The organism is Azoarcus sp. TTM-91 (genome assembly GCF_012911025.1).
GTDB lineage: Bacteria > Pseudomonadota > Gammaproteobacteria > Burkholderiales > Rhodocyclaceae > Azoarcus.
Map to the genome: position 1 here is coordinate 1 of NZ_WUEI01000101.1, position 15,594 is coordinate 15,594.

The following is a 15,594-nucleotide window of genomic DNA, read 5'->3' on the forward strand; positions in this document are numbered from 1 at the left end:
TCGGTTCGGGGAAAGCCCCGGCGACAGGATGCGAGTGAGAACCGGCAAGGTGTGAGCGCTCAGGGCGCCCGGAAAAGACAACGCGGCCGCGAGGCTCTCACCACCGCGTCAGCGGTTTAGTTCAACGCCTGAATTAAGCCGAGCCGCGAAGCGGCTTCGGCTTGAATGAATTGTTAGGTGCTGACCGCACCCGTATCAGCTGCGCTTTGCCAAACGACGCGGCCAGGGCCATTGGAACCTGGGAACTGCCAGCCCATATGAGTGACTGTATCAATCACGGAGCAAGCAAGTTCAGCCGTGGCCTTTCTGAGTTGCGCTAGAAAATCAACGCCGATGGGCGTGTCAAATACTTCGCCTTGCTTATTCACGAAAAATGGAACGCTGAGCCCACCCGAGTTTGGCGCGCCCCACGATCCGTGACATATGGCATTTCGAGTTCTACAAGCCTCACGAAGGTCATCCAGGAGGCTGTCGAAATTTTCTATGTCTAATCCGGGGTGATCCCGAACCGCCTTTCCGTAAGTGTCGATGAGGCCTCCCAGAGGGTCTGAGAGCGAACGCGTAAGCTTTGGAACCCAAGCCTCGTATGCGGCCACGATCTCGCTGTCTTTGTAAGGCGTAGTGGCTGTGACAGCAAAGATTGCTTTTAGCAAGGTCTCTTCTAGAAAGCCGAAAGCTCCCACCGCACGGCCGAGCGCCTCCCAGAACGCTGGCGAATGGACGTGAGTTGGGAAGTAATCGGCTAGGCCAGAACGCTGAACAACGTAGCCCGTAGCTTTTTCTTTCTTCAACGGCGATACCTCTTCACTCAGCACCTAACGTTCAAGGTAACCGGCCTTGCGCGGCTTTATGCGCAAGGTCCGGCTGACCGCAGGGTTGGGCGTCAGTGACGACCCCAGAATTGCTGATTGCATCTTGAAAAGCTAGGCCAGCAGCGACGGTGTAGCACTTTGGACTGGAATCCGTAGCGTTGAATGAGCCTCCGATCACGCGCACGGTTGTTTCAACGCAATGCAATTCCAACCTTTCAAGTAGTCCAGTGATGCCGTTCAGAACAGCGGAAGAATACTCAGGTGGTATCTCTTCCGAAGATACTTCCCACGAAAAGGACAACATCTGTGAACTTGAGGGCTCGACCACGAGCACAACATGCCCATATGAATCGCGTGATGACGCCTGCCGAATAAAGCGGCCCTCCGTTTTACTTCGCTCACGAAATCGAAGGATATTCATGACGCCCAACGTGTTTTAGCCCGCAGATCTGCGGGCTCGTTCTAGACGCTGCGGTATATCCGGTCGGACCCCGCAGCACGAAGCCGTTGATGATATTGAACTTTATGGGAATCCGTTTTTATGAACCGTCATAACCAAACTGACAAACCCCGCAGACCTTGGAGCGAGCCACCTACTCCACCGTTGCCGACCGGCCCGACTGCTCGGCCAGGACCGGAAACACGTTCTGTATGAGCACTACCGCTTACGAACCGAATAGTCGCAATGCCTATATCCGGTTCCCTTGCGTGCGCCGTTCAAGCCCTTCGCCATTTCGAACCTCCCTCCGCAGCGCAATACACGGCAACTTCTGCCCACTCTTTGCATAGCCACAACAAATGATCTGCGCATCAATTCTGACCCCAAAGGCATTTCACACAATGATGAATAAGTCACACCCCGCGCTCAGGAGGCATGGCAGCACTACGTTTGCATGACGGCAAGCGAGAGTGATTGGCAAGGAAGGCTTCGGGAAACACCGCGGCGGTTCGTATCTGCCGCAATGCCTTCCCCATTCCACTGCGAACGCGCGGATGACGAGGAAGTACTAGCCCGCCGCATGAAGCGGGCTGAAGGCGAGCAAGCATTGCGCCGCTCGCAAAAAAAAACGGGGGCGCGTCTGCCGACGCGCCCCCGTTGTCGCTCAGGCGGTGATCAGTGCTCTTCGCTGCCGCCAACCACGCGGTAGATCGCCGCGCCGAGTACGGCGCCGACGATGGGGGCTAGCCAGAACAGCCACAGTTGCGCCACGGCCCAGTCGCCGACGTAGAGGGCGACGGCGGTGCTGCGGGCGGGGTTTACCGAGGTGTTGGTGACCGGGATGCTGATGAGGTGGATGAGCGTGAGGCAGAGGCCGATGGCGATGGGGGCGAAGCCGGCGGGGGCGCGGCGGTCGGTGGCGCCGAGGATGACGATGAGGAAGAGCGCGGTGAGCACGACTTCCGCAACCAACGCAGCCTGCAGGCTGTAGCCGCCGGGGGAGTGGTCGCCGAAGCCGTTGGAGGCGAAGCCGGCGGTGACGTCGAAGCCGGCCTTGCCGCTGGCGATGAGGTAGAGCACGCCGCCGGCGGCGAGGCCGCCGAGGACCTGGGCGGCGATGTAGGGCAGCAGGCCGGTGGCGGGGAAGCGGCCGGCGGCCCACAGGCCGATGGAGACGGCGGGGTTGAAGTGGCCGCCGGAGATGTGGCCGACGGCGTAGGCCATGGTGAGCACGGTGAGGCCGAAGGCGAGGGAGACGCCGACGAAGCCGATGCCGAGTTCGGGGAAGCCTGCCGCCAGGACCGCGCTGCCGCAGCCGCCGAAGACCAGCCAGAAGGTGCCGATGAATTCGGCGCCGATTTTGTTCATGGGTGTTACCTCTCTGTGAAAGTGAAGAAGCGGCCCGGCATCGCGCCGTAGCCATTCGATGCGGCCTCGCAGGGGCTCGTCGGAGCGTACGAAGCGCAGGGAGGGAGAGGCCGGCGCTGCACGGAGGCAGCGCCGGTCTGGAAAGGAATTCCTCGGTTTGGAGCGTGCAAGAGACAGGCTGGCGTACCGAATACTTTGTAGTCGGGGCGCGGCGGCTTCGGCAAGCCGAGCGGCAGGCCGGCCAGCAGGAGCGCGCGGGAGCCTGCCTGCTACCAAGCCCGCAATCAGATGACGGAGGCCGTTCGCCCTGAGCCTGTCGAAGGGTGTCGCGGATACGGGTTTCGGCAGGCTCAGCCCGAACGGCTGGCGTGTATTCGGTTGCCCGCTTGATAGTGCAAGCAGTGCTCGGCGCAAGCGGCAGGCCATTGCACCAGCGCTTGCTCCTGCTCTCGGTTCGAGTGCGGAAGCGGTGGCGGCGAAATACGGGCGGCGAGCGCCCTTACCACCCTTGCGATCCCGGTTCGTGCTCTCCGCGCCCTCACTTGCGATGCTCGAAGCCCCGGCTCCCGAAACTCTGACGCCCACGCCTCGGGTGCTTGAGCCTCGGGTGCTTGAGCCTCCGGTACTTGAGCCTCCGGTACTTGAGCCTCCGGTGCCCGAAGCCCCAAAGCCCGAGCCTTCACCACCGGAGCCTCCAGCACCAGCAGCGCGCCCCCACCTCCCGACACCCCGGCCGCGGGTCAGCAGGCTGACCCACGGCGAGGCACCAGACAGCGCCAGCACGCTCACCGCCCCGCTCCCGGATCAGAACGTGGCGAGCACGTTCAGGAACCAGCCGCGGCTGTCGTAGGACAGGTCGGTGAGGTCGTCGGAGTAGTCGGTGAAGTTGTAGCCCACGCCCATCTTCACGTGCTGGCCGACGTGGCGGTAGATGGCGACCAGGGCGCCGGCGCGGGCGTCCTTGGCTTCCTGGGCGCGCAGCTTGCGCCATTCCACCAGCGCATCCCATTCACGCACGAAGTGCCAGTCGGCGCGCAGCACGACGAGGTCGGCGCGGCTCTTGAACCACTCGCTGTCCGGGTTGGTGAATTTCAGCTCGCCGATGCGCAGGCCGTACTTGGCGCCCAGCGACAGCCAGGGGTAGGCATCCCAGATGGTGTCGACCGAGAACACCTGGCTGCGCTGGGCGTAGTCGGCGGACTGGCCGCTGGCGGAGAGCTGACCGGAGGACGGCACGTTGTGATAGTTGGTGTACTTGAACAGCGTGTTCCAGCGGTCGTTGTCTATGGGCCGGTAGGCGGCGCCGAGCACGAACTCGTGGAAGTCGCCGTCCCAGTAGCTGCCGCCACTGTTGCTGCTGCGCGAGACGTTGAACTTGCCGATGAGGCGCCAGGACGGATCGGCCTGGTAGCCGAGGGAGTTCTTCATCAGCCAGGTGCGGCCAGTGCCCGAATCCGATTCGTCGCGGCGGAACTCCAGGCTGCCGGCGTAGCGCGTCTTGTCCTTCTTGTAGCCGACGGCGAAGCCGACCGCGTTGCGCTTGTAGTCGCCGCCCAGCGGATCGCTGATGCGGCCGGTTTCGGCCTTCACGCCCATGGTCCAGTCATCGAAGGGGGCGAGGTCCACCCCGAAGGCGTGGGTGAGGCCCTGCGGGCCGGCGCCGTGGGTGAGGCGGTTCTCGCCGAACACCCGCGCCGTTTCGCTGACGCGGTAGTCGGCGCCGCTCACCCAGGTGCCGTGGCGGCCGCGCCAGGCGTATTCCGGGTCTTCGGTTTCGATGACGTAGTTCAGGTAGACGTTGCTGCGGTCGCTGATGCGGTATTCGCCGCCCACCAGGCCGCCGGGGCCACCGTTGCCGCCGGAGGCTTCGGCCTTGACCCGCAGGCGGTCGGTGACCTGCATGCTGCCGCCGGCGCCGACGCGGTTGTTGTCGTCGCGCTCTTCGGTGCGCTCGGCGGTGCCTTGCACATAGCCGTACACCGCCCAGTCGTCGGCGCCGCCTTCTTCCTTCTGCGGCTGGTAGTCGGCGCGCAAGATGACGTCGGTGCGGCGGCCCTGCTGCGCCAGCGTGGGGCTGGCGATGAGGCCGGGGGCGGTGTTGCGGCGTTCGTCCTGGCGCACGCCGGCGGACAGCGCCCATTCCTCGTCGAGCTGGTGGCGCAGGCCGGCTTCGATGTTGCTGCGGTCCTGGATGTCGCCGTCGCGCACATCGGCCTTGAGGGTGACGCGGTCGCGCTCGGTGACGTCCACCTCGGCGCGGGCGCCGCTCTGGGTCACCGCTTCACCGGCGATGGAGATCTGACCGGGGCCGCTGTAGCCGGCCTCGCGGTCCTGCCAGTAGGCGGAGACACTGCCGCGGGTGCTGTCGGTGACTTCGGCCAGGTCCACCGTGGCCTCGATGCGCTTGGCGCTGGCGCTGCGGCCGTCGGTGGAGGTTTCGTTGAAGCCGTAGCCGCCATCCACCGAGCTGACCAGCGAATCCCCGGCGCCGCTGGAGCGGGCGAACTCGGCATGCACCGAGGTGCCGGGGGCGACGCGCACCAGCACGTCGGCGCCCTTCAGCGTCTGCCGGCTGGCGTCCTCGCCCTGGCGGAAGCCGGTGAGGCCGAGGCGCAGGTAGTCGTTCACCCAGTGGGTGGCGCGCAGGCCGGTGGCGAAGCTGTCCACCTTGTCCAGGCCGGGCACGTATTCGTAGCTGGCGACGAGGTAGAGCGGGTTGCCGGACAGGGTGGAGGTGTAGACCAGGCCGGCGCCGCTGGCGGTGGAGGGCAGCGGCGAGTTGAGGATGACGCGGCCCTGCAGGTAGTTCACGTCGTAGTCCAGGCCGGGGGTGAGCAGGCGGCGCTCGACCACCAGGCCGGAATCCTTGTCGCGCACTTCCACCCACACCCGCTCGGAGCCCTGGGTGATGTCCTGGTGGCGCAGGTAGTAGAGCGAGCCGCCGGTGCCGCGGAACTCTTGCCGCGCCGGCAGAGTGCCGGGGTCGGCGGCGAAGGCTTCGGCCACCGTGCGGCGCTCGCCGAAGGAGGTGGCGTCGTCCGAGGCGTAGCGGCCCTTGGCGCCGTACAGGCCGCGGGAGTATTGCACCAACTCGCTGCCGGTCCAGCCGGTCTGGAAGTTGCCCCACATGACGTGGGAGTCGCCCTTCTCCAGGCGGACGTAGAACTTGCCCTGGGTGGGGGCGTCATCCACCGTGGTGCTGTCGTCGCCATAGACCGGGTAGTAGGCGTCCGGGTCGATGTTGCGCAGCAGGTAGCGCGGGTCCTTGGAGGAAAAGTTGCTGAACAGGTCTTCCAGCGGCTGCTCGCGGGTGTCGGCGGCGGCGGTGAGCAGCCAGTCGCCCTTCACCTTGCCCTTCAGGTAGAAGGCGGTGCGGCCGTCGATGTAGGTCTCGTTCTTGTAGTGGTCGCTGTCGCCGGTGACCAGCTCTGCGCGCTCGCGCTTGCTGGTGGAATTGCGGCCGACGGTGAGGTCGGCCACCGCGATGTAGAACCAGTCGCTGTCGGGAATGGAGACATTGCGCCGGTACTGCGCCATGCGGCCGTCGGCGGCTTCCACCGCGATGTCCACCGCATGCGGGCCGGCGGGCAGGATCTGGCGCAGCACGAAGCGGCCCTGCGCATCCACCGGCACCGCCATGCCCAGCGCCTGCACCTTGCGGCCGGCGGCAACGTTGCGGCCGCTGACGGTGATGGTGCCGCCCTGCACCGGGATGTTGCTGAGCGCCAGCGCGTTCTCGCCCCAGCCGGTAAGCGCTTCGCGCGCCGGCGTGTCGCGGTCGGCCAGCGGCCGCGGGCGGGCGGCGACGGACAGGGTCTTCACCGCGGTTTCGTCGAAGCGGCCCTTGCTGTCATACACCCGCAGCACGTACTGGTAGTCGCCCTGGCGCAGGTCGCTGTCGGGGAAGGCGCCGCCATTGGCCTGCTCGGCCGGCACCGTCCATGCCACCGGCCGCTCCCAGTTCATCGGCAGCACCGCCAGCGGTTTGGCGGCGGGGGATTCGCCGGCGCGGAAGAGGCGGATTTCGGCCTTGTCCACCCAGGCCAGGTAGTTGCTGTAGCCGCGGAAATGCACCGCGCCGCCACGCAGGGCGACGTCTTCCTCCGCCCAGGCGTTGAGCGCCGGGCGCACCGCCAGGTCGTCGTACTTCACCTGGATGTCGGCCTTCTCCAGCGCCACGTCGGCGCAGCGCTGGCGGTCGGCTTCGTTCACCGGCGCCGTGTCCAGCGGCTCGCCGTCCACGGTGACGCGGAAGGGCAGATCGGCCTCGCCGAGCGCGCCGCAGGCTCGCGGGTCGGCGGGCGCCGGCTGCGGCTGCACCGCCACCACGTCTTCGTACCAGGCGGAGATTTCCACCCGGCGGTTCTTCGCCATGCCTTCCGCCGTGTCGTTGCTCGCCACCGGCCGCAGCGGGCCGTGGCCGGACAGGCTGACCGCCTCGGCGGCCAGGCCCAGGCGTTCGCGCAGGTACTGGGCAACGGCCAGCGCGCGCGCTTCAGACAAGCCCTGGTTGTCGCCGAAGCGGGCGCGGGCTCGGGCCGACAAGCGCTGGCTGTCGGTGTGGCCGGATACCGCCAGACGCACGCCGCGCTTGCCGCGCAGCTCCGCCACCAGGGCATCGAGCTGGGCGGTGGCGGCCGGCGTGAGGTCGGCATAGCCGGAGGCGAACTGGGCGCGGCCGCCCTCGTCGCTCAGCTGGCGGCTCACCGTGGCCGCCTGTTGTGGCGGCGGGGTGGTACGCATCGCCTGCAGCTCTTCCCGGCTCACGCCGGAGGGCAGCGGCCACAGCGTGGCCTGCCACTCACCCGGCGACGGCACCGGATGGACTTCGACGCGGGCGTTGTCGATGCGCTTGCCATCGACTTCACCCTCTTCCGCCTGCGCGGTCGCCGGGAACAGGGTGGCCAGCGCGGTCAGCGTGGCGATGAAGGACAGCTTCCGCTTCATGGCCGGATGCCTGCGTTGCGCGCTCATTGCTGCTCTCCCTGCGCGCCAGCGGCAGCGCCGATGATTTCGGTTTCCACCACCAATGGCGGTCTGTCGTCCTCCCCGTTGTTGCCGTCGCCGGCAGCCTGGTAGAAGTCCTTGAGTCGCGCCGCGAGCGCGGCGAGGCGGTCCTTGGCCTGGGCGGCGTCGGTGGCGCCGCGGTAAGCGAAGCGCACCACCGCCGGCCGTTCGGCCAGTTGCGGCACCAGGGCGGCCAGGCGCGCATCCCATTCGGGTGCCAGCGCATCGCCGGCGAAGGCGCGGCCATCCACTTCGATGCGGAACACCTTGTGCACCGTGGCGCCGAAGTTGAGCTTCACCATCTTCCCGCGGGTGGTGCGCACGTCACGCGGGTTCTCGGTGGTGATGCGGTAGCCCGAGGGCAGGGTGCGTTCGTCCAGCTTCATGACGAAGTTGCTGCCACGGTCCTGCTGCGGGATATCGGCGCAGGTGACGTGGAAGCGGCCTTCGGCGTCGGTGGTGACGAGCAGGCCGCGGGCGGTGGCCACCCGCACGTTGGGAATGCCCGGCTCGCCGTCGTCCTGGTAGCCGTTGGCGTTCTTGTCGTCGAACACCTTGCCGATGATGTCGGAGCAGTCGAACAGGGGATCGGGGATCACCCGCACCACCGCCGAGCCGATATTGGAGATGCGCTCGCCAGCCAGGCTGTTGTAGGCCCAGGCGAGGTTGGTGTACTCGCCCTCACCCACGCCGGCGCCGACCACCAGCACCAGGCGCACCGTCTTGGTCTCACCGGCGGCGAAGGTCTGGCCGGCCCAGTTGAGGCTGCGGCCATTGGCGGCCGGCTCGGTGGGCACGAACACCGTGCTGCTGCCGTGGCGGATGCTGGCGCTGCCGCTGCGGTACTTGAAGCCGGCCGGCACCTGGTCGATCAGATCGACGTTGGCCAGCGTGGCCGACAGCGTGTTGGTGGCGGTAACGGTGTAGGGCACCAGGCCACCCTTGGAAACGTTCACCAGCGGCGAGGTCTTGGTGATGCGGATGGCGCCGCCAAGGATGGGATCGACCGGGATGTGGTTGTTCACCACATCGGCCGAAACACCCGCCGTCAGCACGAAGCTGAGGTAGTACTGGGTGGTGTTGGCTGTGGCGCTGATGGCGCTCTCGCAAGCCAGCGGGTCGTGCTGCGGCGTGGCCGCCGACGGCGCGTCGGTGGTCTGCTGCACCAGCGCGGGCGAAGGCGTGCTGCCCACCACCGGGGTGTTGGTGCAGGCCGGCAGGATGTCCGACTCGCCCGGCATGTAGCCGGCCGGCGCGGTCACCGTCAGCCGGTAGGTGCCGGCGGGCGCGGTCGGCAGCAGCAGGAACTGGTACAGGCCGTCGCTGCCGGTGGTCTGGCTGCCGGCACCGCCCAGCACGTGGCTGGCGGCGTCGAAGCCGGCCGGGCCGGTGAGGGTGACGACCGCGCCGCTGACCGGCTGGCGCGTCACCGCGTCATACACCACGCCCTGCGGGTCCAGCGGCAGGCTCTGCTCCACCGTGTTGGTGCCGGAGGCCAGGGTGAGGCCTTGCAGCGAACCATCGGCATTGCTGGCGCCGGCCGGGTTGGCGGCCTGGTCCTGCGTGCCGTTGCTGAAGGGCAGGCCCTGTTCGTTCGGCACCGCGCGGCCCAGCGCCATGCCGGTGCTGGCTTCGCGGAAGCGGACCTGGTAGCCCGGCCCCGGCGCCAGGCCGGTGAAGCTGTAGCTGCCATCCACGCCGGAGGTGGTGCTGGCGATCTGCACGCCGTCCAGCAGCAGTTCGACCAGCCAGCCTTCGACGCGCGGTTCGCCCGCATCCAGGCGGCGGTCGTGGTTGAGGTCGCGCCACACCGTGCCGGCCACGCTGGCGGCGTCGGCGATGGCGGTGGGATCGGTGGCGGTGTTGTTGCTCTCGTAGCCGGCCGGCTCATTGCCGCCGGAGACGGTGGCGGTGTTGACCAGCACCTGGCCAGCGAGGCCGGCGGCCACCGCTACGCGCAGCACGATAGGCGTGCCGCTGCCGCCGGCGGCGACCACTTCGTCGGTGGCGCAGCTCACCGTCTGGCCGGCGGCGCTGCAGTTCCACACGCCGCCGCTGGGCAGCAGCGCCGGGGTGATGCCGGCGGGCAGCGTATCCACCACGGTGATGGTGCCGCTGCTGGGCTGGCTGCCGACGTTGCTCACCGTCAGCGTGTAGTAGCCGGTGTTGCCGCCGGCGGCGAAGCTGGCCGGCGTGTGGGTCTTGGAGATCGCCAGGTCGGGCGCCGCGCCCGGCACTTCCGGGAACAGGTTGTCGCCGGACACGGTGGTGCTGCCGGTGAGGGCGATGCCGGCGATGCGGCTGGTGACGCCACCCACCGGATCATTCACCGCGCTGCCGCCGGCGCTGCCCGCCACCGGCGTGCCGTTGCTGGTGTTGGCCGGCTGCTGCGGCTGGTCCAGGGTGTAAGTGCCTTCCGGCAGGCCGGTGAACTCGAAGCTGCCATCGGCCAGCGTGGTGGTGCTGCGCGTCACCGGGTTGCCGTTGACGTCGGTGCCGCTGAGATTGATGAGCTGGCCGGCGATGCCGTGGTCGTTGCCGTCGGCCTGGCCGTTGTTGTTGTAGTCCAGGAAGACGCGGCCGCGGATGGTGCGTCCGTTGGGCAACTCGGCGAAGTTGTTGGCGCTGGACACGGTGCCCGGTGGCAGCACGATGTTGCTGATGGCGCTGGGGGTGACGGCCGGCGTGGTCGCCGTGCCGGCGCTGCCGCCATTGCCGACCGCGCCCGGCACGGTGAGGCCGTTGGCGGTATCCGCCGGCTGCGCCGGCTGGGTCACGGTGTAGGTGCCGGGGGCGAGGCCGGTGAAGGCGTAGTTGCCGTTGGCATCGGTGACCGTGTTCAGGTTCACCGGCTGGCCGTTGTTGTCGGTGCCGGTGAGCTGGATGGTCTGGCCGGCGATGCCGGTGTCGCCGCCGTTCTGCGCACCGTTGTTGTTCTGGTCCAGGAACACCGTGCCGGAGATGGTCGAGGTCTGCACCTCGGCGAAGTTGTTGCCCGGCGAACCGGCCACGCTGCCGCCGCTGCTGGCGAGCAGGATGTTGGCGATGGCGCTGGTCGGCACGCTGACGGCGGTCGCCGTGCCCGGCGTGCCGCCTCCGCCGCCGGAAACGCTGCCGGCGGTGGTGATGCCGTTCAGCGTGCCGGCCGGCTGGGTCGGCTGGGTGAGGGTGTAGCTGCCGGCGTTGAGGCCGGTGAAAGCGTAGTTGCCGAGCGCGTCGGTGACCACGCTGCGGCTGACGCTGGCGCCGCCCACGGTTTCGACGCCGGTGAGCTGGATGACGACGCCGGCGAGCGGTGCGTCATTGCTGCCGTAGAGGCCGTCCGGCACCACGTCCTTGTCCAGGAACACGCGGCCGGAGATGTAGCCCAGCGGGCTGATTTCCAGCACCGCGCTGGCCGGGTCGACGTTGTCGCCGAAGTCGGTGTGCAGCGCGCTGGCCGGGATGTAGTTGGTATAGCTGCCTTCCACCGTGCCGGTGACGTTCACGCTGATGCGGCAGCCGCCCGCCGGAACCTTGGCGCCGGCGGCGTAGCGCACCGTGCCGCTGCCGGCGGTGGCGGTGACCGTGCCCGGGCAGGTGGTGGCCAGGCCGTTGGGGCTGGCGATGACGAGCGCGCCCGGTGCCGTCGGCAGCACGTCCTCGAAGGCGGCGGCCAGGGTCATCTCGCTGCTGTTGGTGTTGCCGAGCACGATGGTGAGCGTGGAGGTTCCGCCGGCCGGGATGGACACCGGGCTGAACTGTTTGGCCACCGTCGGCGGCGCCGACACCACCACCTGGGCGGTGGCCGGCTCCTTGTTGCGCACGCCTTCCACCGTTTCCAGCGCATTGGCCGGGATGGTGTTCACATAGGTGCCCGCGACGTTGCTCACCGTATCCACCTGCACCTGGCAGCTGCCGCCCGCCGGCAGCGTGGCGCCGGCCAGCTGCACGCTGGTGGCGGAGCTGGGCGCGGTCACCGTGCCGCCGCAGGTGGTGGCGGCGTTCGGGGTGAGCGCCACGCTCAGGCCGCTGGGCAGGGAGTCGGTCAGCGAGGCGCCGGTGAGCGCCACCGTGTTCGGGTTGCTGAGGGTGATGGTGAGGCGGCTGTTCTGGCCCGGCAGCACCGTGGTCGGGTTGAAGGCCTTGGCGATGCCCACCGCGCTGCGCACCTGCAGGGTGGCGCTGGCGCCCGGCGGGGGGTTGCTCACCGAGCCGCCACCGCTGTTGGCGGTGACTTCACCGCCGGCGATGACGTTGGTGTAGCTGCCCTCGGCGCTGGCGATCACATCCACTTCGGCCACGCAGGTGCTGCTCACGCCGCCGCTGGCGGCCGCCAGCGAGGCGCCGGCAACCACCACCTGGTTGTTGCCCGGCGTGCTCAGGCTGCCGCCCGGGCAGGTGATGACCGGGTTGGCGCCGGCCGGCACAGTCATGCCGGCGGGCAGGCTGTCGATCACCGCCAGATCGGTCAGCGGCAGCGACAGCGGGTTGATGAAGCGCAGCGTGAGGCGGGCGCGCTCGCCCGGCAGCACGGTGGCCGGCAAGAAGGACTTCTCCACGCCGATGCGGCCCAGCGTCGCCAGGCTGGCGATAGCGCTGTCGGTATTGCTCACGCCCTGGGCGGTCTTCACCGCGCCCACCGGAATGGTGTTCTGGATGGTGCCGACGGTGAGCGTGGTCACGTCCACCGCGACGGTACAACTGGCATTGCTGCCGCCGGCCAGCGAGGCATCGGCCAGGCTCAGCGAGGTGGCGTTGCCGCTGGCGCTGACCACGCCGCCCGCGCAGCTGGTGGTGGCGTTCGGCACCGAGGCGATGCGCAGCCCGGTGAGGTTGCCGCCGGCCAGGCCGGTGTCGGTGAAGTGGTCGGCCAGCGACAGGCCGGAGAGATCCAGCCCGCCGTTGTTCAGCAGGGTGATGACCAGGCGGCTGGTTTCGCCCGGCGCCTGGATGGTGTTCGGGGTGATGGTCTTGGTCACCACCACGCTGCCGGCGGCCGAGTTCAGCGTGGCGCTGATGGGCGTGGTGTTGGCGACGCCGCCGTCGGCGCTGAGCTGGCCGATGGGGATGGTGTTCACCCACGGCCCGGTACCGCTGCTCTGCACGTCGAACACCAGCTCGCACTGGCCGCCCGGCGGCAGGGTGGCGCCAGCCAGCTGCAGCGAACCCGCGCCCGGCGTGGCGGTGATGGCCACCGGCCCGGCGCAGGTGCTGTAGGCATTGGGCGCCGCGGCCAGCGTCAGGCCCGGCGGCAGGGCGTCGGTGAGGCTGACGTTGTACAGCGTGCCGGTGGTCTCGGTGTTGCGCAGACGGATGGAGACGCGCGACTGGCCGCCCGGCTGCACCGTGGTCGGCGAGAAGCTCTTGCTGCCGGTGAGCGCCGAGCGGAATTCGATGGTGGCGGTGGCCGGCAGCGCGTAGCTGGTGCTGACGGTATTGCCGTCGGCCAGTTGCTGCGTTGCCGCCAGGGTGTTGCCCGGGATGGTGTTGGTGTAGTTGCCGGCGGCGCCGGTGACGTTCACCTGCACCGTGCAGCTGCCGGCGGCGCCGGTGCCGTTGCTGGCGCGCGCCGGCACGGTGGCGCCGGCCAGGGAGACCAGATCCACGCCCGGCGTGGCGGTCACGCTGCCGCCGGCGCAGGTGGTGGCGGCGCTGGCCGGGTTGGCGACCAGCATGCCGGCCGGCAGCGCATCGCTGATCTGTACGTTGGTGAGCGGATTGTGGGTGTTGTTGCTCAGCGTGATGGTGAGCCGCGACACCCCGCCTTCCGGCAGGCTGGTGAGGGAGAAGGCCTTGGCCACGCCGGCGGCGTGGTTCACCGTCAGCGTCACCTGGTTGGAGGCGGCCGGGTTGCACACCGTGCCGGCGCCGTTGTTATCGGCGACGCTGCAGGCGGGCAGCACGTTGGCGCGAGTCTGGCCGACGGCGGTACCGAACTCCACCTCGGCGGCGAAGGACACGGTACATACCGCCGGGTTACCGTTGCTGCCGGCGTTCATGTCGAACACGAACACCGGGTTGGCGGTATCGCTGTAGTCGTGCGCCAGGGTGCCGGCGCAACCGGCGCCGCTCATGCTGGGCGCCGGGGTGGACACCACCCGCACATTGCCCGGCAGCGGGTCGGCCAGGCGCACCGCGCTCAGCGCGCCGCCGGAGAAGTTGCCGACCTCCACCGTGTAGTAAACCAGGCCGCCGGCCGCCGGGTTGCTGGGCGACTGCGTCTTGTTCAGTTCCAGCATGCCGTGCACCGTCAGCGCGGCGCTGGCCGGCCGGCTGGTGACCGAGCGGCTGTTGCTGACCGCGCCGGCGGCGATGGTGTCGTTGAACACCTTGGAAACGCCGGCCGCATCCAGCGTGGCGGTGTAGGCCACGGTGACGGTGCAGCTGGCGTTGGCCGCGATCGAGGCGCCGGAGAGCTGCACGCCGCTGCCGCCGCCGACCACGCTGGCGCTACCGGAGGTGCAGGTGGTGCTGGCGCCGGTGGCGTTCAGCGTGCCGCCGCTGCCGCCGGCCGGCTCGCCGATGGGATCGTCGGTGAAACCGATGCCGCTGACCGGCACCGAGCCGTCGTTATGGACGGTGATGACCAGGCTGCCGGACTGGCCGGAGCGCATCGGGTTGGGCGAGAAGGCCTTGGTTACCCGCAGCGGCGACACGATGGTGAGATCGTCCGACGAGCTGGAGGCGGTGAGGCCGCGGCTGTTGCCGACGTTGGCGCCGTTCATGGTCTGGGTGACGGTGCGCGAGCCATTGGCGCCGGCATCGGTGCCGACCACGCTGACCACCAGGTCGCAATAGCCGCTGCGGCCTATGGTGCCGCCGCTGGCGCTCAAGGCGCCGGTGGCGCCGGCCGCCGGCGTGAAGGTGCCGCTGGCGGCGCCGGTGCCGGTGCAGGTGAGCGAGGCATTCGGCGTGGCCGCCACTTCCACGCCGGCGGGCAGCGTGAAGGCGGTGGTGGTGAGCGGGATGTCGGCGTTGCTGTTGGGGTTGGTGATGCGGATGCGCAGCGTCGAGGTCTGGTCGTACTGGATCACCGAGTCCGGCGTGAACAGCACGCTGGTGGTCGGGTTGGACAGCGGCAGCACGGTGAAGCTCTGCTGCGCCGGCGAGGTGTTCTGCACCGCGGCGCCGTCGTTGCCGCTCACCGCGCCCACCGGAATGGTGTTCACCCGCTCGCCGGTGGAGGTGGCGTTCACCTCCACGACGATGGAGCAGCTGCCGCTGACGCTGGCGCTGGGTGCGATCGGAATGGTGCCGCCGGCGAGCGACAGCAGGCTGCTGCCGGGCGTGGCGGTGAGCGTGCCGCCGCATGCGTTGGAGACGACATTCACCACCCGGATGCCGGCGGCGCTCATGTTGTCGGTCAGCGTCACGCCGCTCACCGCCGAGGCCGGATTGTCGTTCGACAGGGTGATGGTGAAAGCGGTGGTGTCGCCCGGATACGGCGTGCCGCTATAACCTCCGGCAATGCTCTTGGAGACGGTGATCGCCGCCTGCGCGGCGGGCACCGCCAGCATGGCGCAGGCCAGGGCGAGCATCGCCCAGCGCCCGCCGGAGATCAGTGCGGCGAGGCGGATGACGCCGGCCGGTTCGGAAACGCGTGTTCTTTTCATGGCAGCTCGCATGACGTCGGGCTGCACACCCAGGGTGGGCAGCACCGGTGTTCGGCCGCGCCAGCCGGTGCTCTCGCTCCCGCCCGCGCCCATTCCGTTTGCAAAACGGCCACGGATTCTATGGACGCATCCGCCATGCGTTTGTCACGCTCACTCATGCTGGCTGACAGAGGCCTCGCATTCCTAACCGCTGCCTAACGCCGCTTCGTGACGTAGGACACGCTGCAGCTCAGACAGCCCTGCCTGCCCGCCGTCCGCCCATGCCTTTCGGACTAGAATCCAGCGCGCACCCGCCCCGATACAAATCCGACACTCCGGGCGGCGCACTACCGGTATCCCCTCCTCACCGCCGCCCGGAGTGTCGGATTTGTAT

The 15,594-nt window shown here is 68.6% G+C and carries 4 protein-coding genes; all 4 read right to left on the reverse strand.

Annotated features, from left to right (window positions below):
- Positions 1-173: 173 nt before the first annotated feature.
- The 4 genes from GRF61_RS19440 to GRF61_RS19460 all read right to left on the reverse strand — a co-directional run bounded on the left by GRF61_RS19440 (position 174) and on the right by GRF61_RS19460 (position 15,221).
- A complete protein-coding gene (locus GRF61_RS19440) occupies positions 174-815 on the reverse strand; it encodes a hypothetical protein (RefSeq protein WP_211166093.1) in 642 nt (213 codons plus the stop codon).
- A gap of 1,111 nt (positions 816-1,926) precedes the next feature.
- A complete protein-coding gene (aqpZ, locus tag GRF61_RS19450; RefSeq protein WP_169152283.1) occupies positions 1,927-2,619 on the reverse strand; it encodes an aquaporin Z in 693 nt (230 codons plus the stop codon).
- Between the two features lie 804 nt (positions 2,620-3,423).
- Positions 3,424-7,566, reverse strand: coding sequence for an OmpA family protein (locus GRF61_RS19455; protein ID WP_169152284.1), 4,143 nt, complete (start codon positions 7,564-7,566; stop codon positions 3,424-3,426).
- 23 nt (positions 7,567-7,589) lie between these two features.
- Positions 7,590-15,221 carry an SdrD B-like domain-containing protein gene (locus GRF61_RS19460; protein ID WP_169152285.1) on the reverse strand — a complete coding sequence of 2,544 codons (7,632 nt, stop codon included), beginning with the start codon at positions 15,219-15,221 and terminating at the stop codon, positions 7,590-7,592.
- Positions 15,222-15,594: the final 373 nt, after the last annotated feature.